At 37.7% G+C, this 18,991-nt stretch carries 18 protein-coding genes and 1 tRNA gene; 10 read left to right on the top strand and 9 right to left on the bottom strand.

Going from position 1 to position 18,991, the window contains the following annotated elements:
* Positions 1 to 70: 70 nt before the first annotated feature.
* The 5 genes from thrS to EJF25_RS08295 all read left to right on the top strand — a co-directional run bounded on the left by thrS (position 71) and on the right by EJF25_RS08295 (position 4,526).
* Positions 71 to 2,011 (top strand): threonine--tRNA ligase, encoded by a 1,941-nt coding sequence (gene thrS, locus EJF25_RS08315; protein ID WP_125040783.1) that lies wholly within the window; start codon positions 71 to 73, stop codon positions 2,009 to 2,011.
* 70 nt (positions 2,012 to 2,081) lie between these two features.
* Positions 2,082 to 2,681 carry a translation initiation factor IF-3 gene (gene infC / locus EJF25_RS08310; RefSeq protein WP_125040782.1) on the top strand — a complete coding sequence of 200 codons (600 nt, stop codon included), beginning with the start codon at positions 2,082 to 2,084 and terminating at the stop codon, positions 2,679 to 2,681.
* Between the two features lie 71 nt (positions 2,682 to 2,752).
* Complete coding sequence (rpmI, locus tag EJF25_RS08305) at positions 2,753 to 2,950, top strand: 50S ribosomal protein L35 (RefSeq protein WP_002561639.1); 198 nt, start codon at positions 2,753 to 2,755, stop codon at positions 2,948 to 2,950.
* 99 nt (positions 2,951 to 3,049) lie between these two features.
* The gene (gene rplT / locus EJF25_RS08300; RefSeq protein ID WP_125040781.1) at positions 3,050 to 3,400 is read left to right on the top strand and encodes a 50S ribosomal protein L20; all 351 of its coding nucleotides are present in this window, start codon (positions 3,050 to 3,052) and stop codon (positions 3,398 to 3,400) included.
* Positions 3,401 to 3,758: 358 nt separating this feature from the next.
* Positions 3,759 to 4,526 (top strand): EFR1 family ferrodoxin, encoded by a 768-nt coding sequence (locus EJF25_RS08295; protein WP_125040780.1) that lies wholly within the window; start codon positions 3,759 to 3,761, stop codon positions 4,524 to 4,526.
* Here EJF25_RS08295 and xpt read toward each other — a convergent pair.
* The 7 genes from xpt to EJF25_RS08260 all read right to left on the bottom strand — a co-directional run bounded on the left by xpt (position 4,523) and on the right by EJF25_RS08260 (position 11,924).
* Entirely contained in the window at positions 4,523 to 5,092 is a 570-nt protein-coding gene (xpt, locus tag EJF25_RS08290) for a xanthine phosphoribosyltransferase (RefSeq protein WP_125040779.1), read from the bottom strand. The genes EJF25_RS08295 and xpt overlap by 4 nt on opposite strands.
* Before the next feature lie 85 nt (positions 5,093 to 5,177).
* Positions 5,178 to 6,485, bottom strand: coding sequence for a phenylacetate--CoA ligase (locus EJF25_RS08285; RefSeq protein ID WP_125040778.1), 1,308 nt, complete (start codon positions 6,483 to 6,485; stop codon positions 5,178 to 5,180).
* Between the two features lie 11 nt (positions 6,486 to 6,496).
* A complete protein-coding gene (locus tag EJF25_RS08280; RefSeq protein ID WP_125040777.1) occupies positions 6,497 to 7,081 on the bottom strand; it encodes an indolepyruvate oxidoreductase subunit beta in 585 nt (194 codons plus the stop codon).
* Between the two features lie 3 nt (positions 7,082 to 7,084).
* Positions 7,085 to 8,677, bottom strand: coding sequence for a thiamine pyrophosphate-dependent enzyme (locus EJF25_RS08275; protein ID WP_125040776.1), 1,593 nt, complete (start codon positions 8,675 to 8,677; stop codon positions 7,085 to 7,087).
* Between the two features lie 83 nt (positions 8,678 to 8,760).
* Positions 8,761 to 9,789, bottom strand: coding sequence for an endolytic transglycosylase MltG (mltG, locus tag EJF25_RS08270; protein ID WP_125040775.1), 1,029 nt, complete (start codon positions 9,787 to 9,789; stop codon positions 8,761 to 8,763).
* 53 nt (positions 9,790 to 9,842) lie between these two features.
* Positions 9,843 to 10,721 (bottom strand): DNA/RNA non-specific endonuclease, encoded by an 879-nt coding sequence (locus tag EJF25_RS08265; RefSeq protein WP_125040774.1) that lies wholly within the window; start codon positions 10,719 to 10,721, stop codon positions 9,843 to 9,845.
* Positions 10,722 to 11,054: 333 nt separating this feature from the next.
* Complete coding sequence (locus tag EJF25_RS08260) at positions 11,055 to 11,924, bottom strand: IS982 family transposase (RefSeq protein ID WP_125040773.1); 870 nt, start codon at positions 11,922 to 11,924, stop codon at positions 11,055 to 11,057.
* 60 nt (positions 11,925 to 11,984) lie between these two features.
* Between EJF25_RS08260 and EJF25_RS08255 the strand changes: the two genes are divergently transcribed.
* Entirely contained in the window at positions 11,985 to 12,212 is a 228-nt protein-coding gene (locus EJF25_RS08255; RefSeq protein WP_125040772.1) for a hypothetical protein, read from the top strand.
* A 6-nt stretch (positions 12,213 to 12,218) separates the two neighbouring features.
* On the top strand, positions 12,219 to 12,440 hold the full coding sequence (locus EJF25_RS24855; protein WP_160119390.1) for a hypothetical protein: 222 nt from the start codon (positions 12,219 to 12,221) through the stop codon (positions 12,438 to 12,440).
* 252 nt (positions 12,441 to 12,692) lie between these two features.
* Here the strand turns inward: EJF25_RS24855 and EJF25_RS08245 are convergent.
* Positions 12,693 to 12,765, bottom strand: a tRNA-Thr gene (locus tag EJF25_RS08245).
* A 224-nt stretch (positions 12,766 to 12,989) separates the two neighbouring features.
* Entirely contained in the window at positions 12,990 to 14,198 is a 1,209-nt protein-coding gene (locus EJF25_RS08240) for an ROK family transcriptional regulator (protein ID WP_125040771.1), read from the bottom strand.
* 346 nt (positions 14,199 to 14,544) lie between these two features.
* On the opposite strand from EJF25_RS08240, the gene EJF25_RS08235 reads away from it, so the two are divergent.
* Genes EJF25_RS08235 through EJF25_RS08225 form a run of 3 tightly spaced genes read left to right on the top strand, consistent with a single transcriptional unit; the run spans position 14,545 to position 18,987 of the window.
* Entirely contained in the window at positions 14,545 to 16,425 is a 1,881-nt protein-coding gene (locus EJF25_RS08235; protein ID WP_125040770.1) for an FAD-dependent oxidoreductase, read from the top strand.
* 33 nt (positions 16,426 to 16,458) lie between these two features.
* Positions 16,459 to 17,559, top strand: a complete 1,101-nt coding sequence (locus EJF25_RS08230; RefSeq protein WP_125040769.1) for a DUF4434 domain-containing protein — start codon at positions 16,459 to 16,461, stop codon at positions 17,557 to 17,559.
* Between the two features lie 9 nt (positions 17,560 to 17,568).
* Positions 17,569 to 18,987 (top strand): sugar porter family MFS transporter, encoded by a 1,419-nt coding sequence (locus tag EJF25_RS08225; RefSeq protein WP_125040768.1) that lies wholly within the window; start codon positions 17,569 to 17,571, stop codon positions 18,985 to 18,987.
* Positions 18,988 to 18,991 lie beyond the last annotated feature (4 nt).

Here is an 18,991-nt window from a genome sequence, read left to right as displayed (position 1 = left end):
AAAAAAGAGAAAACTCAAAAGATTTAGTTACTTTTGCGTTCAAATTATGAAAATATAACATCATCATATTATGATAAAGATAACGTTTCCCGATGGCTCTGTTCGTGAATATAACGAAGGAGTGAACGGTTTGCAGATTGCAGAAAGTATCAGTTCGCGTTTGGCACAGGATGTTTTGGCCTGTGGAGTAAATGGCGAAATTTATGATTTAGGACGTCCTATTAATGAAGATGCTAACTTTGTTCTTTATAAATGGGATGATGAAGAAGGAAAACATGCATTTTGGCATACGAGTGCTCACTTGTTGGCAGAAGCTTTACAAGAACTTTATCCGGGTATTCAATTTGGTATCGGACCTGCCATTGAAAATGGTTTTTACTACGATGTAGATCCGGGGGAGACTGTTATTAAGGAAAATGATCTTCCTGCCATCGAAGCTAAAATGATGGAATTGGCTGCTAAAAAAGAAGCAGTAGTAAGAAAAAGCATTTCTAAAGAGGATGCATTGAAAATGTTTGGTGATCGTGGTGAAACATACAAATGTGAATTGATTTCCGAATTGGAAGATGGACGTATTTCTACTTATACTCAGGGTACATTCACTGATCTTTGTCGTGGTCCTCACTTGATGACAACTGCGCCGATTAAAGCTATAAAACTGACAACTGTGGCCGGAGCATATTGGCGTGGTCATGAAGACCGTAAAATGCTAACTCGTATCTACGGTATCACCTTCCCTAAGAAGAAAATGTTGGATGAATATCTGACTTTATTGGAAGAGGCTAAGAAACGTGACCATCGTAAGATTGGTAAAGAAATGCAGTTGTTTATGTTCTCTGAAACAGTGGGTAAGGGGCTTCCGATGTGGTTGCCAAAAGGCACTGCTTTGCGTTTGCGTTTGCAGGATTTCTTACGTCGTATTCAGACACGTTATGACTATCAAGAAGTAATAACTCCGCCCATTGGCAATAAATTGCTTTATGTAACCTCTGGTCACTATGCAAAATATGGTAAAGATGCTTTTCAGCCTATCCATACTCCGGAAGAAGGGGAAGAGTATTTCTTGAAACCGATGAACTGTCCGCATCATTGCGAGATTTATAAGAATTTTCCGCGTTCTTATAAAGATCTTCCATTGCGTATCGCAGAATTTGGTACAGTTTGCCGTTATGAGCAAAGTGGTGAGTTACATGGATTAACTCGTGTACGTAGCTTTACACAGGATGATGCACATATTTTCTGTCGTCCGGACCAGGTAAAGGATGAATTCCTTCGCGTAATGGATATCATTTCAATTGTTTTCCGTTCAATGAACTTTGCTAATTTTGAAGCTCAGATTTCTTTACGTGATAAAGTGAATCGTGAAAAGTATATCGGGAGTGATGAAAATTGGGAAAGAGCAGAACAAGCTATTATTGAGGCTTGTGAGGAAAAAGGCTTACCTGCTAAGATTGAATATGGTGAAGCAGCTTTCTATGGTCCTAAACTTGATTTTATGGTGAAGGATGCTATCGGTCGTCGTTGGCAGTTAGGTACTATTCAGGTGGACTACAATTTGCCGGAACGTTTTGAATTGGAATATATGGGTTCTGATAATCTGAAACATCGTCCGGTAATGATCCATCGTGCACCATTCGGGTCTATGGAACGTTTTGTAGCTGTGTTGATTGAACATACTGCCGGTAAGTTTCCGTTATGGTTGACTCCTGAACAAGTTGCTATTCTACCGATTAGCGAGAAGTTCAATGAATATGCAGAGCAAGTAAAAATGTATCTGAAAATACATGAGATTCGTGCAATTGTTGATGATAGAAATGAAAAGATAGGTCGTAAGATTCGTGATAATGAAATGAAACGTATTCCTTATATGCTGATTGTCGGCGAAAAAGAAGCAGAAAATGGTGAAGTTGCTGTTCGTAGACAAGGCGAAGGAGACAAAGGAACCATGAAATATGAAGAATTTGCTAAAATTCTGAATGAAGAAGTTCAAAATATGATAAATAAATGGTAACTTTGCAGCCGTTTCATGATAAATAATAAGTAAACAATAAAAAGATCAAACTAGGAAGTAAACGTTTTTAATGAAGAATGACACTTTAAAAGGGCAATATAGAATCAATGAACAGATTCGTGCCAAGGAAGTCCGCATTGTGGGCGATGATAGCGAACCGAAAGTATATCCTATTTTCCAGGCTTTGAAAATGGCTGAAGAGAAAGAATTGGATTTAGTGGAAATTTCACCCAATGCTCAACCCCCTGTTTGTCGTATTATTGATTACTCTAAATTTCTTTATCAGTTAAAGAAGCGTCAGAAAGAACAGAAGGCTAAACAGGTGAAGGTGAATGTAAAGGAAATCCGTTTCGGTCCTCAGACTGATGATCATGATTACAACTTTAAGTTGAAGCATGCAAAAGGTTTTTTGGAAGACGGAGATAAAGTGAAAGCATATGTGTTTTTCAAAGGCCGTTCAATCCTTTTCAAGGAACAGGGAGAAGTATTATTACTTCGTTTTGCCAATGACCTTGAAGATTTTGCAAAAGTAGATCAGATGCCTATTTTGGAAGGTAAGCGTATGACTATTCAGCTTTCTCCCAAAAAGAGAGAGGCTCCTAAAAAGTCTATGTCTCCGAAGTCTGTTGCTCCTGCACAGAAAGCAGAGCAGTCTGAAGAAGACGAATAATAAGAAAGAATGCGTAACGCGCAGGTATAGTGCGTTGCCATTATATATTTAATAATTTAAAAATAAGTAAGATGCCAAAGATGAAGACTAACTCCGGTTCTAAAAAAAGGTTTACCCTTACCGGAACAGGTAAAATCAAAAGAAAGCACGCTTTTCACAGTCACATTTTGACTAAGAAAACTAAGAAGAGAAAAAGAAATCTGTGCTACTCTACAACTGTTGATGCAACAAATGTAAGCCAGGTTAAGGAACTCTTAGCAATGAAGTAATCAAAAGCGTACAAAGTATTATTAAAGTATTAACCGAATGCATTAGCCTAAAGTTCGTTGCGTGAAGTAACGGCGCTAACATTCTAAAAAAGTAAAACTATGCCAAGATCAGTAAATCATGTTGCTTCAAAAGCAAGAAGAAAGAAAATTTTGAAATTGACCAAAGGTTACTTTGGTGCAAGAAAAAATGTATGGACCGTAGCTAAAAACACTTGGGAAAAGGGTTTGACTTACGCGTTCCGTGACCGTAGAAACAAGAAAAGAAACTTCCGCGCTCTTTGGATACAACGTATCAATGCTGCTGCACGTCTAGAAGGGATGTCTTATTCTAAATTGATGGGTGGTTTGCATAAGGCCGGTATTGAAATAAACCGTAAAGTTTTAGCTGATTTAGCTATGAACCATCCGGAAGCTTTCAAAGCTGTAGTTGCAAAGGCGAAAGCTGCTTAAGTTTCAGCAGTTTATGATTTACAAAGTGTCAGTTTTCTATTAGATTACTGACACTTTCCTTTTATGGGAGAGAGAAAAAAGATTTTAAAAAATATTAGATAGGCAACAAAAATGCTTTTTTTCTTGTTATTCTCATAGAATGTTATTACATTTGTGATACTAAAATATTAGCCGTATCGACTGGATCGGGAAACTCTTCAAATTAATCTGATATACCGAGAAAGCTTCGATCTTCAATGGCGGGCCACATCCTTCGGGACAGCTTTAAGCCGGTGGATTACAAAGGGGACGGGCACTCAAATCTTGTTTTATCAGAGTTTCATCACATCGTCGATGCGGCTTTTTTATATACTTTCCTATGATATTTTATTTCTCTGGTACAGGCAACTCTAAATGGATTGCTGATCAATTATCCAGTAATCAACAAGAAGATTTAATTTTTATTCCTGAAGTTTTGAAAGACGGGAATATGGAATTCTGTTTGGAAAAGGATGAGAAGATTGGTTTTGTCTTTCCTATTTATTCTTGGGCTCCTCCCGAAATTGTATTGCATTTTATCAAGCAAATGTCATTAGAGAACTATCAGGGGCAATATCTTTTTTTTGTATGTTCTTGTGGTGATGATATTGGGCTTACTCAACAAGTTTTTATGAAAGCTTTGTCACTGAAGGGATGGAAATGTCATGCCGGTTTTTCTGTGATTATGCCTAATAATTATGTATTGTTTCCCGGATTTGATGTCGATAGTAAGGAACTGGAAGAGAAAAAGCTGGAGAATGCTATTGGAGAACTCAATAGAATTAATGAATTGATAAATAGAAAAGAGGCTGTATTCTTTTGTAAAGAGGGGAGTATTCCTTATATTAAGACTAGAATTATTAATCCATTATTTAATCGCTTTCAAATGTCCCCTAAGAACTTTTGGACGACAGATAAGTGTATTGGGTGTAAACGTTGTGAAAAATCTTGTCCGGTGGATAATATTTTAATGCAAGATGGAAGACCTGTTTGGGGAAGAAATTGCACCTCTTGTCTGGCATGCTACCACGTTTGTCCCCAACAAGCGGTGCAATATGGAAAAAGGACCAAAGGAAAAGGGCATTATTTCAATCCCAATCAGTATTAATCCTTAATTTTTATGCTACAATTGGATAAATCCTCTATGATTGCTAGACTTTCTACACGTACTCCTTTTTCTTCTAGCATTTTTCGACCATTTTGAAAGGCTTTCTCAATAATGAATCCCATTCCGACTAAATTGGCTCCAGATTGTTTAATAAGATCAAGAATGCCTAACGCTGCATTTCCATACGCGAGGAAATCATCGACAAAGAGCACATTGTCATTAGGAGTAAGGAAATCGGCACTTATTACTACTTCGTAGTCACGATCTTTGGTGAAAGAGTGTACGGTAGTACTCAAAGCATTTTGGATGGTTTTAGGTGATTTCTTTTTGGCAAACACAACAGGGAGATCCATTAAATAACCTGTCATGATAGCAGGAGCAATGCCACTTGCTTCAATAGTCATAATCTTATTGACGTTGGTCGCTGCGAAACGGCGGACAAACTCAACTCCGATTGACTTCATCAGTACAGGATCCATTTGGTGATTAATAAAACCATCTACTTTCAGGATACCTCCTTCGTAGCATTTTCCATCTTGTAGGATTCTTTTCTTTAATAATTGCATGATATATGAATTAATAATGTGCTAATATGCCTATGACTGTTGAAGCAGTATAAATTGGCATATTAGCACACCGATAAATTAAATACTATTGGTTATTTCTTAAATCTTTCACTCGTACAGCTTTCCCTTCACTTTGCGGAAGAGAGCCTTTTTTTACTAGTTTTACTTTAGGAGTAACAAGTATTTCATCTTTTAATTGTCGAGTTATTTCTTTACGAATTTTTTCCAGTTCAATATAGTTATCTGTAGACAGATCACTTAATTCAACTTCAACAATCATTTCATCCTGATTATTAACAGTCTCTAATGTAATGAGGTAGTTACTACCAAGTTCAGGGAACTGTACTAAGATTTTTTCAACCTGCATTGGGAAGATATTGACTCCTTTTATGATGAACATATCATCACTACGACCTTTGATACGATCAATACGTAAATGAGTACGACCACAGGGACATTTACCTGGAAGAATGCGGGTTAAATCTCGGGTACGATAACGAATTAGAGGCATCATTTCACGATCTAATGTGGTGAGTACTAATTCTCCAATTTCTCCATCTGGTACAGGTTCACCAGTTTCAGGATCAATGATTTCCACAAGATAACAATCTTCCCAAAAATGCATTCCGTTTTGTTCCTGGCATTCGAAAGCGACACCGGGACCATTCATTTCCGTCATGCCAAAGCTATTGTATGCTTTTACTCCTAACATCTTTTCTATCTTCCGGCGTTGTTCATCCGTGTGAGGCTCAGCACCAATAACCAATGTTTTTAATGTTGTACCTGCAGCATCAAGTCCTTCTTCCTGGATAACTTCAGCAAGGCGAATCGCATAACTTGGGATTGCGTGTAAGGCTGTTGTTTTGAAATCATTGATAAACTTAATCTGACGTTTACTGTTTCCGGCTGCGGCAGGTACTGTTAAGCAACCGAGACGTTCGGCACCATATTGGAAGCCCAATCCTCCTGTAAACATACCATATCCGGAACTGTTTTGGAATACATCAGTTTTTCGAATGCCAACCATATAGAGACAACGAGCTATCAGATTTGCCCAAGAATCAAGGTCATGCTGTGAATGTACGATGACTGTAGGATTTCCGGTTGTACCGCTGGAAGAGTGGATACGTACCCCATCGTTTTTCATGTCGCCTGCCACCAATCCAAAAGGGTAGTGAGCACGCATATCAGCCTTCGTCGTAAAAGGTAATTTACGAATGTCGTCCAATGTTTGTATGCTATCTGCAGTGATGCCATGTTTGTTGAAAACTTTTTTATAATATGGAGCATTTGCAGCTATACTGATTGTTTTCCTGAGACGTTGAAGTTGTAGTTCATTCAACTTCTCACGACTCATGGTTTCTACTTCTTCTTCCCAGTATTGTGTATTCATAACAATGATAGTTATTGCATTAGTTTTTCTGCAATATCTTTGCCGGCAGCTAATGCTTTTAAATTCATTTCAACAATTGCCTCTCCTTTTCGTATGAAGATCTCATGGATGCTATCCTGTATTTTCCCATAAGCGATGTCAAGGAAAGGAATGGTTGCTCCGAGTAATACCATATTAGCAACCCGGATAGAGCCTACTTCTTTGGCAACCTTGTCTACATTCAATACAATCTTTTTTGGTAATTTATTGATTTCTGCCATCACTTTATCTTCTTCCGGATAATTCGGTATATTAACAAACGGAGTTTCGTTAGTAACCAACCATCCCTCTGAATGGAGGTAGGGGAGATAACGCAAACCTTCCATTGGTTCCAATGAAATGATGAGATCACATTTCCCGGAAGGAATTAAATCTGAAGCAATAGGTTGGTCACTGATACGAAGGTTAGATTGAACATCTCCACCACGTTGGCTCATTCCATGTACTTCTGCCTGTTTCATGTAAAGTCCTTCTTTTAAGGCTGCTTTTCCGATAACTGTAGCGATAGACAAGATACCTTGTCCACCTACTCCCGATAATATAATATCTTTTTTCATGGCTTATTTACTTCTTTTTTTGCGTGCTAATGTTTGGATACATTCTCTTCGTGGGATGATAACGGATACTCCGCGATATTCAATTTCTTCGCGTATAATTTGTTTCATCTCTTCGTAGTTTTTCTTTAATGGAACAACTACACGGATATGGGCAGGATCTACTCCCAAACCTGTACATATAGCTTCGATACGTCCAGTACCGGCAGAGTCCTGACCACCGGTCATTGCAGTAGTCTCATTGTCGGATATAACGATAGTGACATTTGCGTTCTCATTAACACAGTCCAATAATCCTGTCATGCCTGAATGAGTGAACGTAGAGTCACCTATTACGGCTACAGATGGATGAAGACCTCCATCAGCAGCACCTTTTGCCATAGTAATAGAAGCGCCCATGTCTACACATGAATTGATGGCATTGAAAGGTGCATTGGCTCCTAAAGTATAACATCCAATATCACTGAATACTTTGTGAGAAGGATACTCTTCTTTAAGAACTTCGGTAAGTGTAATATACATATCACGGTGCCCACAACCTTCACAAAGTGCAGGAGGACGCATTTCCACTACTGAAGGTATACTAAATTCTGATTTATTTTCTTTGCCAACTGCTCGTGCTACAGAGTCCGGATTTAATTCTCCATCTTGAGAAAGAGTACCATCCAAACGTCCTTTGACTTTAACACCGATACCTAAATAACCTTTTAATTGCTTTTCAACAAATGGCTGGCCATCTTCCAATACCAGAATCTCATCACAAGATTCAACTAATTGGAGAAGTTGCTTTTTGGGCAAAGGATATTGTCCGATTTTTAACACCGGATATTCGCATCCTTCGGGATAGTTCTCCATTAAATAGTTATAACCAATTCCACAAGCTATAATTCCCAACTTTTTGTTTGGTCCATCCATATACTTGTTGTATGGTGATTCTTCAGATGCTTTGATGAATTCATCTTGGCGTGCAAGTAATACTTTATAGCGTTTACGTGCAATTCCTGGTAATAAAATGAATTGGCGGGGATCATCACTGAAAGCAATACTATTTTGAGACTTCTGATCTTTACGTATTACTCCGGAACGAGAGTGGGCAAGACGAGTTACCATTCGCATTAAAACCGGTTCACCTAATTTCTCAGAGAATTCAAAACCATCATACACCATGTCGTATGCTTCCTGTTGGTTGCTAGGTTCGTACATCGGTATAAGTGAAAAATCTCCGTAAAAACGGCTGTCTTGTTCGTTTTGGGAAGAGTGCATACTAGGATCATCGGCTGCTACTACTATTAATCCCCCTTTTACTCCTGTCATTGCTGAATTAACGAAACAATCGGCTGCCACATTCATTCCTACATGTTTCATACAAACTAATGCCCGTTTTCCAACGAAAGACATACCTAATGCAGCTTCCATTGCTGTTTTTTCATTGGTACACCAGCGGCTATGTATGTTCTGCTCGCTTGTAATAGGAGCCATTTGAATATACTCAGTAATTTCAGTTGAAGGAGTTCCCGGATAGGCATACACACCTGAAAGTCCGGCATCCAATGCTGCTTGTGCAATGGCTTCGTCGCCAAGTAAGAGTTGCTTGCTCATATATAATTTCTTTTATTAGTGTTGATCACAGTTTGTTATTCTATTGGACAAAGATAGCCTTTTCATCTCGTTTTATCACAAATTTACTTGAAAATCTTTCTTTCATTCAGTGCTTTCCAATATTTTCTAGCATTTGCCATATGATCAGCATAATTAGAAGCAAAATTGTGAGTACCCGAAAAATCCTCTTTTGCACACATGTATATGTAGTTGTGTTTTGTGTAATTTAATACACTGTCTATCCCTTTTTTAGAGGGGATACGGATAGGTCCAGGAGGAAGTCCGGTATTTATGTAAGTATTATATGGTGAATTTATTTTCAGGTTTTCATTAGAAATGCGTCTCAAACCAAAATCTTGCAAAGCAAATTTAATGGTAGGGTCTGCCTGCAGAGGCATATCAGCTTGTAGGCGGTTGATATATAAACCGGCCACCATTGGTTTTTCTTGATTGTTATTGGTTTCTTCTTCGACAATAGATGCCAGTGTGCTGACCTCTGATGGTGTCATCCCAATGGCTGTGGCTTGGGATAGGCGATTTTTGTTCCAGAAGCGCTCATGTTCTTTTTGCATACGTTGAAAGAATTCATCAACACTCATATCCCAGTAGACTTGATAAGTTTCGGGTATGAAAAGACATGGCATAGTTTCAGCGTTGTAACCCATCTTTTGTTGAAAGGTAGAATCAAACAATAGTTTAGCTATTTCGCTAGAGTCGATCATCAATTGTTTACCTACACTTCGAGCAAGTCGGTCCATGGTACGAACGCTTCCAATTGTGAGATTTATAGGTTCTTGATATCCTCTGGAAATACGGCTAAAAACATGGTATACATTGTCATTCGGACGGATAACATAGCGTCCTGTATGAATGTTTTGATTGAGTTTTTTATATTTCACCATCCAATCGAAGCCTTTGAGGCTATTGACATGACCTACTTGTTTTATCTTAGTATATATTGAGTCAGTGGTGTCATCACGATCTATATATATATAAGCGTTTTTTGGAGGATGAAACTGTGGGGCAAATAAATAATAATAGATTGCCCCTCCTGTAATTGTGCAAAGAAGGATTGTCCCTAACAGTACCGTAAATAGAATTATTTTCTTCATCTTGTAAGACGTTATTTTTTTTATGCGACAAAGATAGAAGGATTTTAAATAGATTATTCTGGCCATTCGCGATAATTAGCATATGCCTCTATTTTATTCTCTACTTCATCAGGCAAGGGTGCAAAGAAATCCATACCGGTAAGTTGTTCAACGCTATCTACTGTTACAACATATGTAGAAAGAGGATTTAATGCTTGTGCATTGTTGAAGATAAAACCAATGGCACGCATAGGTTTTGCAAAAGGAGAGAGAACAACTTTAAAAAATTGCTTTGGTATTGCTATCTTATTTTTTCCAATTGTTTTAGCATTTTTTTCTACGATAGGACCACAGATGATGATAATTGCACTGTCTGCTATAGCCCAGTCTCGTATTTTTTCTTCCAAATTTTTCCATCCTCTTCTGTTTAATTGAGGATGTTGTGGGCACACATTGCTAAAATAAAAAGATTCTTTCATAACTATAGGACTCCATTTCATATCTGCAGCAGGCGCCATATGCCCCTTGTCGAAGCCAGATCGAGTGTAGTCAGCATTAGTTGCAATCGGGCCATTCACTAATGGATCAACAATAAAACGATCGTTCCTTTTTTCTTTCCCTTGTGATTCTTTACGAGTTAATTCATAAGAAACCCAGTTGGGAAGTCTTAAGTCTTTGTTATAAGAAACAGTGTAGCCTGTGTGATGGATTATTTGTTCTTGCCGGGGTGTTAATGAAATAGGTAATTCTAAGCCTTCTTTATCAAGATCTTGATAAGAGTTATTGATAATTTGTTGCTTACTTTCCTGTTGGATAACTTTAGGTTGTTGCTGACAATATAGATATATTCCATACAAGACGGGAATAAGAACTATGATTGTAAGTATACATCCTAATTTATAATTGGAATGTGGACTTTTTGTAGATGTTTTTCTTTTTTTACTTCGTTTCATTATTTGTTTAAAACACCACTTATTTAAAACGTCTTCTTGACATAAAATTGTCTATAAAACGAACTAGGTATACTATGATAATACCTGCTACAACCATTGCGAAAATACGAGCTATCATAAATCTTGATTTTTTGTTCTACATCAGTTATTGTGAATTGATCTCTTAACTACATAGGCTATTCTGTCGTGATTAACTTCTTTTGTTAAGATGTGCACAAAGATAAAATAAGATGTGCTGATATACAAATATTCATGGGAACAAAAAGTGTAAATGGATTGATAAAAGCTGTAATGTAGGAGTTTAGCTTAAAATAATGTGAGTTCAAAATAAAATCAGAAAATAGCGAGTTGCCTGTTATTGATGAATTTTACATCAATGGCGGGTTTCTTCTCAAAAAAGCAGTATGCTGCGATAGCTGACAATGCATTGGCAATGAAATTACAGAACGAACGATGTCTGAAGTGTCCTATCTGTGCAATGTTCTTCAATTCGTCATTGACCGTCTCAATCAAGGCTCTTTCTCTGAGCAGAATCTTGTCAGCTATACTCATCAGGGAGTTTCTCATGTTGTTTTTAACTTTGGTAACAAGCCGGATACCGTTAAGAAAGAGATTTTCGAACAGAGCCTGGCCAATATATCCCTTGTCTGCGCATAGTTTTCCTTTGATGTTCTCCAGGAATTTGCCCCGTTTCAATGGTTCCCGATCATCTACATTTCCAAGTGTAAACGTGAAATTAAGAATCTCACCCTTATCATTGATTATCAGATCCAGTTTGAACCCGAAGAACCAGCCCATAGAACATTTTCCACGCTCGGCAATCCCTTCAAATGTCTTATGAATCAGAATCCTTTGGTTACGACAGACACGTAAAGGGGTGGAGTCAACAAAACTGATGCCGGTACAGGTGTCCAGCAGGATTTTCTTGATGAAAATGACCAGAGGAAGCAGTACTTCCTTCTCCAGTTCCACAAAACGGCTATAGGATACCTGGCGCGGAAACAGGTGCTTCAGATGTTTGCAGATATACTCCTTGTAATAATGCTTGAAGCAGCGGAAACCACTGGAGTGGAACACAATAAGAATAACCATAACCTCAGCGTCATTCATGCAGTTGGGCTTGTTGCGATGCTTCCGCTTCTTGTCTTCAATCATATATTTTTCCTGTTGCAATGCAAATTCCTTGCAAAAATCATCGGCCATACAATAAATCTTTGTAACATCAAAATAAGAAACAAAGTATTAACAACTAAAAAATAGATTATGAATACTAACAGTCTAAGAAGTCCTAAGCACAAGTTCTCGGCAGAAATTTGTTTTGATATACCTTTGAAAGGTATAGGTAGTGTAATCGGTGTGACAGCTAATGATCTGAGCGATGTTGAGCATTACGCAGCTATATCCGCGCAAGGACATCCAGTCTATGTAACAATTGCGGAATATCCTCATTTCGACTGGAGTATAGTGAATGAATATAATTTAAATAAATGAACAATCATGAAAACAATTATAGGAAAAACAGTAGAAGGTTTTGAGAATGCGATCATTAGTGAGAATAAAGAAAGCTGGTTTGTTGACATCCGTACAGGTTTGGAAGAAGCAGAATATCCTAAAGTGATTTTTACTTTAGAGCAAATAATTGAAGCGTCAGGACGCTTTGTTACTTGCCCATTTTTAAACTGCGACAAGTTGTCAATAATGAAACGCGTTACAATATAACATGTCTCTTTCTTATGACATACGGCTATTCTTATTTTATGCCTCCCGTCCTTTAAAACTTTTGCTTTGAAAATAGTTAGTTTAAGAGTTGCCATAATAGATTAAAATTTAAAGGATAAGTTTTGGATAAGTCGTTTTGTCCACTGGTGGACAATATTTCCTTTTTTTTAATCTATAAATTGAAGATCTCGTAAATAAATAGCGGGAACCTAAACTCCTAAATATAAGAGAATTAAAAGGTTTCCGTTTGAGAGCCGCTAGCCAGACTTGAACTGGCGACCTACGCGTTACGAATGCGTTGCTCTACCAACTGAGCTATAGCGGCATTGTCTCTCGTTTATGGCGTGCAAAATTACAGCTTTATTTGAAAAAACAAAAAGAAATGGAGTCTTTTTTCTTGCTTTAATTAAAATGTAGTGGCCTTTTTGAGCACTGTTCTATGATGCTGTCACTATAGAGTCACTATAGTGACAGTATTTATAGAATATACCGACACTATACTTATCTCATAGCGTCACTATAATTGTATTAAGGATTGATGACATTATTTTAGCTTTCAAACATCCTGCTACGTGCCAACATACAAGCTCCGACAATCCCAGCTTTGTCTTTTAATTTGGATGTGACAATGGCGGAATCCTTATTGACTAAATTCAAGGAATATTTGCGTACCGCAGTTTTTATTGGTTGTGTGATATAATCACCGGTCAATGATACTGTGCCACCTATAATGACTAATTCCGGGTTAAAAATATTGATTAATCCGGCTATTTGTTTTCCTAACTTTTGCCCTATTTCTTCAACGATCTCAATGCATAATAAATCCTCCTTGTTTACTGAAGCGATAATTTCGTCAAGAGTAATGGGATCTTCTTCTGAGGAAATTCGGGTTGATAGAATAGAACTTTCTCCATTTTTGATACGTTCCAATAAAATACGATGGAGAGCAGAACCGGAAGCTTCTGTTTCCAGACATCCCTTTTTCCCGCAATGGCAAATAATCTCATTATCGTAAGCACTGATATGTCCGAATTCTCCGGAAAACCCTGACTTTCCAGTGTAAACCTTGCCATCAATAATAATTCCGATACCTATTCCCCAACTGACATTTACAAAAATGATATCTTTTTCTCCTTTGACACAGCCTTGCATATATTCTCCATAAGTCATAGCACGCGTATCGTTATCGACAGTAACCTTATAACCAAGTTTCTCTGATAAAACATCTGCTAGTGGGCGTTCTTCAAAGTTAAACTGGCTGAAACTATATCCTGATTCAGGATTGACCCGACCTGATAAATTTACATTAATATTTAGAATCTTCTCCTTATTAATTGTGAGTTTATTTATAAAATTGAGAATGTGCCGACATAATTCATTCATTCCTTCTATCGAATTCTCGAAATTATAAGGTATATTCATTTTCAACTCCATCATATCTCCTTTAAAATTGATCAACCCTATGTTGATTGCAAACCGTTTTATGTCCACCCCTATAAAATAACCGGATTCAGGGTTTAGCCCGTAGAGATTCGGATGGCGTCCGCCACTAGTTTCTAGTTTTCCGTAATCGTTAATATATCCGTCTTCGCACATTTCACCAATAAATTTAGTGACGGTGGGTACGCTTAAATCCAGCTCTTTTGAAAGATCAGGGATAGTAGAACTACCATTATATATATAATGTGTAATAATCCGCTTTTTGACGAGGGCGCTTTTGGAGCCCATTTCGATTTCTTTCAAGAATTGTTGGTTCATATGTCTTATTCATTTTTGTAATGTCTACAAAGATAATTAATTTTTTTATTAAATACAGGGATTTATAATAGAAAAGTTATAATCGGAAGGAGAAGTAGATCTTAATATATTAGGGTTGAGGAAAGTTTACATACTAATGGTGACTTGATTATATTATATATATAATTAAGGTATAAAGACGTTTTTCCTCTAATGATTGAGAAATATTCTCGTTATATTAATGAAATATGTTTTTAATATAAACTTTAATAATAAAATAATTTATTATCTATTGTTTATTTAATAAATATGTCTATATTTGTGGCGTGATATTAATTAAGATACGTTGTAACCAAATGATTCTGCAATGAAAAACCTCTTCCAAATCTTCTATGGTATGCTTTTGATGGTATCCTCCATCTCGTGTACATGTTCAGGAGAAAATAATGTAGATATACTTGTTATAGGTGGTGGTGCTAGTGGCGTAACTTCAGGTATACAGGCTGCGCGTATGGGTACAAATACTTTAGTTATAGAAGAAAGTGCTTGGCTGGGAGGAATGCTGACTTCAGCAGGTGTAAGTGCTATAGATGGAAATTATAATTTACCGGCAGGAATTTGGGGAGAATTTAAGAATAGATTGATTGAATACTATGGTGGATTAGATTCACTAAATACAGGTTGGGTAAGTAAAGTCCTTTTTGAACCTTCGGTTGGAAATAATATTTTTCACGAAATGGTGGAAGCCGAGAAAAATCTTAAAGTATGGAAGCATGCTCATCTTAAAGAGATAAAAAGAGAAGGAGATAAGTGGATTGCTAAAGTGAGTGTTGAAGGAGAAGGAATTAAAATCGTTCAGGCCAAAATATTGATTGACGCTACAGAGCTAGGAGATGTGGCTAAAATGTGTGGAGTGAAATACGATATTGGTATGGAAAGCCGCGAAGATACACATGAAGATATTGCTCCTGAGGAAAAGAATAATATTGTGCAGGATATCACTTATGTTGCAATATTAAAAGATTATGGGAAAGATGTTACTATTCCAAAACCGGATGGATACAATCCTAACGAGTTTGCTTGTTCCTGTGCAAATCCGATATGCACGACTCCTAAGGAGCCGGATCGTGTCTGGTCAAAAGAGATGATGATAACATACGGAAAACTTCCGAATCAGAAGTATATGATTAACTGGCCGATAGAAGGAAATGATTATTATATCAACTTGATTGAAATGACTCCTGAAGAGCGTACACATGCTTTGGAGAATGCCAAACATTATACAATGTGTTTTATCTATTTTATACAACATGAATTAGGGTATAATACATTAGGTTTGGCAGATGACGAATTTCCTACAGCAGATAAACTCCCTTTTATTCCTTACCATAGAGAATCCAGAAGAATTCATGGACTGGTTCGTTTTGATTTGAATCAAATAATAAATCCATATACGCAGAAAGAGAAATTATATCGTACCTGTATCGCGGTGGGAGATTATCCGGTAGACCATCATCATGCCCGTTATCATGGATATGAAGAATTGCCCAATCTCTATTTTCATCCAGTGCCTTCATTTGGTCTACCTTTAGGTACATTAATACCTCAAAATGTGGAAGGACTGATTGTAGCGGAAAAGTCAATTTCCGTATCTAATATTGTTAATGGAGCAACGCGTTTACAACCAGTCGTTTTACAAATCGGACAGGCAGCCGGTGCTTTGGGGGCACTGGCGTTAAATCATAATCAGAAAATCAGTGAAGTACCGGTTCGTGATGTTCAGAATGCTATCTTAAATGCAAAAGGATATTTACTTCCTTATTTAGATGTTCCTGTGACAGATGTTAAATTTGCTTCATATCAACGTATTGGTGTTACAGGCATATTGAAGGGAGTAGGAAAAAATGTTGATTGGTCCAATCAAACTTGGTTGAAAGCTGATACTGTATTATTAGCAACAGGATTAGAAGGCTTATCCGATATATATCCTACTGCAAAAGAAAAACTGAAAAAGTTAGGAGCAGAGACTCTGACGATTCAGGAAGCTATTCAACTTATTCAGGAAATAGCGAATGAAGAAAACTTGGATATCACAACAGATCCGGAGACTATTTGGAGAAGTTTCAAATTACAGGATTTGAATATGACACGAAATATATTGAGAGGAGAAATGGCTATTTTAATAGATCAGATGTTAGACCCTTTCAATCAAAAACAAGTGAACATTACTGGAGAGTTTATTCAATAGGGTACATATATAAAATAAAACAAAATTGAAACTATGGAAACGAATAATCGTAGAGATTTTTTAAAAAAGGCTGCTTTAACTGGGGCTTCTGCTTTAGTTGCCCCTTCATTATTTGCAGCTAATGATGAGGGGAGGAGAGAGTCCTCTCCGGCAGATATGGCTGGAAATTTAGAAAGTAGACTAATTGTTCCTAAAAATAATGGTTTAAAGATAACCGGAACATTTTTGGATGAGATTTCTCATGATATTCCTCATCAAAACTGGGGAGAAAAAGAATGGGACCGAGATTTTCAGTATATGAAGAGAATTGGCATTGATACAGTAATCATGATTCGTTCCGGTTATCGTAAGTTTATGACTTATCCTTCTCCTTATCTTTTGAAGAAAGGATGTTATATGCCGTCGGTAGATTTAGTGGATATGTATTTGCGTTTAGCTGAAAAGTATAAAATGAAATTCTATTTTGGTCTATATGATTCCGGACGCTATTGGGATACTGGAGATTTAAGTTGGGAGATTGAGGATAACAAATATGTAATTGATGAAGTATGGAAGATGTACGGTGAGAAATATAAAAGTTTCGGTGGCTGGTACATCAGTGGAGAAATTAGTCGGGCGACAAAAGGGGCAATTGATGCTTTTCATTCAATGGGTAAACAGTGCAAGGATGTTTCTAATGGTCTCCCGACTTTCATCTCTCCATGGATTGATGGTAAGAAAGCTATTATGGGTACGGATAAACTGACCAAGGAAGATGCAGTTTCTGTGCAACAACACGAAAAGGAATGGAATGAAATTTTTGATGGTATTCATGATGTGGTAGATGCGTGTGCTTTTCAGGATGGTCATATAGACTACGATGAATTAGATGAGTTCTTTACTGTAAATAAAAAGTTAGCAGATAAGTATGGTATGAAATGTTGGACAAACGCAGAGACGCTTGATCGTGATATGCTTATTCGTTTTCTACCCATTAAATTTGATAAACTTCGAATGAAACTTGAAGCTGCTAAACGAGCCGGATACGATAAGGCTATTACTTTTGAATTCTCTCATTTTATGAGTCCTCAATCTGCTTATTTGCAGGCAGGGCATTTGTATGATAGATATAGAGAGTATTTTGAAATTAAATAAGTACACGCTATGAAGTCTACCATTAATTTTAGTTATCTTATATTCCTTTCGGTTGTAGCTGCACTAGGAGGATTTTTGTTCGGATATGATACTGCTGTCATATCCGGGACAATAGCTCAGGTGACTCAACTTTTCCAATTGGATGCATTGCAACAAGGCTGGTATGTAGGATGCGCTTTAGTAGGATCTATTATAGGTGTTCTTTTCGCTGGAATTTTGAGTGATAAACTCGGACGAAAAATGACGATGGTTATTTCCGCAGTATTATTTTCTACATCAGCTTTGGGATGTGCCATTTCTGCTGACTTTACACAGTTAGTTGTTTATCGCATTATAGGTGGAGTCGGTATTGGTGTTGTTTCTATTGTTTCTCCTCTTTATATCTCAGAAGTTTCGGTTGCACAATACAGAGGTCGTTTAGTCTCTCTTTATCAATTGGCTGTTACGGTTGGTTTCCTTGGAGCTTATTTAGTCAATTATCAGTTATTATCGTGGGTAGAAGGTGGTGCTCAACTGAATATCTCCTGGCTCAATAAAATATTTGTTTCTGAAGTGTGGAGGGGAATGTTAGGAATGGAAACATTACCAGCTATACTATTCTTCATTATTATATTCTTTATTCCAGAAAGTCCGCGATGGTTGATCGTCAGAGGAAAAGAGGAAAAAGCTATCAATATTTTAGAGAGAATATATAACTCGATTTCAGAAGCTAAATGTCAATTAAGTGAAACAAAATCAGTCCTAACTTCTGAGACAAAGTCAGAATGGGCATTACTGATGAAGCCGGGAATTCTTAAGGCGGTTATCATTGGTGTGTGTATAGCCATTTTAGGGCAGTTTATGGGAGTGAACGCCGTACTATATTATGGTCCTTCCATCTTCGAAGATGCAGGGCTTTCAGGAGGAGATTCCCTGTTTTACCAAGTTCTCGTAGGACTAGTCAATACCCTTACCACCGTCCTGGCCGTCATCATCATCGACAAAGTGGGTCGTAAAAACCTTGTTTACTACGGCGTTTCCGGCATGATCATCAGCCTGCTCCTGATCGGCCTCTACTTCCTCTATGGCGAATCCCTGGGAATCTCCAGCCTGTTGCTGCTGTCCTTCTTCTTGTCCTACGTATTCTGCTGCGCCGTCTCCATCTGCGCCGTAGTCTTCGTGCTCCTCTCTGAGATGTACCCCACCAAAGTGCGCGGGCTGGCCATGTCCATAGCCGGTTTCGCCCTGTGGATCGGAACGTACCTGATCGGACAACTCACCCCCTGGATGCTCCAAAACCTCACCCCCGCCGGAACATTCTTCCTGTTCGCCATCATGTGCGTACCCTATATGCTCATCGTCTGGAGACTCGTGCCGGAAACCACCGGCAAGTCCCTGGAAGAAATAGAAAGATACTGGACCCGTTCGGGACAGTCATACAGACCTTAATCAT

Origin of the sequence: Bacteroides faecalis (genome assembly GCF_003865075.1) — a bacterium.
Taxonomy (GTDB): Bacteria; Bacteroidota; Bacteroidia; order Bacteroidales; family Bacteroidaceae; genus Bacteroides; species Bacteroides faecalis.
This window is presented reverse-complemented; position numbering and strand designations above follow the sequence as displayed.

What these genes read in the sequence shown, in the direction of transcription:
- thrS (WP_125040783.1), top strand. Translation starts at nt 71, where the DNA reads ATGATAAAGATAACGTTTCCCGATGGCTCTGTTCGTGAATATAACGAA.
- infC (WP_125040782.1), top strand. Translation starts at nt 2,082, where the DNA reads ATGAAGAATGACACTTTAAAAGGGCAATATAGAATCAATGAACAGATT.
- rpmI (WP_002561639.1), top strand. Translation starts at nt 2,753, where the DNA reads ATGCCAAAGATGAAGACTAACTCCGGTTCTAAAAAAAGGTTTACCCTT.
- rplT (WP_125040781.1), top strand. Translation starts at nt 3,050, where the DNA reads ATGCCAAGATCAGTAAATCATGTTGCTTCAAAAGCAAGAAGAAAGAAA.
- EJF25_RS08295 (WP_125040780.1), top strand. Translation starts at nt 3,759, where the DNA reads ATGATATTTTATTTCTCTGGTACAGGCAACTCTAAATGGATTGCTGAT.
- xpt (WP_125040779.1), bottom strand. Translation starts at nt 5,092, where the DNA reads ATGCAATTATTAAAGAAAAGAATCCTACAAGATGGAAAATGCTACGAA.
- EJF25_RS08285 (WP_125040778.1), bottom strand. Translation starts at nt 6,485, where the DNA reads ATGAATACACAATACTGGGAAGAAGAAGTAGAAACCATGAGTCGTGAG.
- EJF25_RS08280 (WP_125040777.1), bottom strand. Translation starts at nt 7,081, where the DNA reads ATGAAAAAAGATATTATATTATCGGGAGTAGGTGGACAAGGTATCTTG.
- EJF25_RS08275 (WP_125040776.1), bottom strand. Translation starts at nt 8,677, where the DNA reads ATGAGCAAGCAACTCTTACTTGGCGACGAAGCCATTGCACAAGCAGCA.
- mltG (WP_125040775.1), bottom strand. Translation starts at nt 9,789, where the DNA reads ATGAAGAAAATAATTCTATTTACGGTACTGTTAGGGACAATCCTTCTT.
- EJF25_RS08265 (WP_125040774.1), bottom strand. Translation starts at nt 10,721, where the DNA reads ATGAAACGAAGTAAAAAAAGAAAAACATCTACAAAAAGTCCACATTCC.
- EJF25_RS08260 (WP_125040773.1), bottom strand. Translation starts at nt 11,924, where the DNA reads ATGGCCGATGATTTTTGCAAGGAATTTGCATTGCAACAGGAAAAATAT.
- EJF25_RS08255 (WP_125040772.1), top strand. Translation starts at nt 11,985, where the DNA reads ATGAATACTAACAGTCTAAGAAGTCCTAAGCACAAGTTCTCGGCAGAA.
- EJF25_RS24855 (WP_160119390.1), top strand. Translation starts at nt 12,219, where the DNA reads ATGAAAACAATTATAGGAAAAACAGTAGAAGGTTTTGAGAATGCGATC.
- EJF25_RS08240 (WP_125040771.1), bottom strand. Translation starts at nt 14,198, where the DNA reads ATGAACCAACAATTCTTGAAAGAAATCGAAATGGGCTCCAAAAGCGCC.
- EJF25_RS08235 (WP_125040770.1), top strand. Translation starts at nt 14,545, where the DNA reads ATGAAAAACCTCTTCCAAATCTTCTATGGTATGCTTTTGATGGTATCC.
- EJF25_RS08230 (WP_125040769.1), top strand. Translation starts at nt 16,459, where the DNA reads ATGGAAACGAATAATCGTAGAGATTTTTTAAAAAAGGCTGCTTTAACT.
- EJF25_RS08225 (WP_125040768.1), top strand. Translation starts at nt 17,569, where the DNA reads ATGAAGTCTACCATTAATTTTAGTTATCTTATATTCCTTTCGGTTGTA.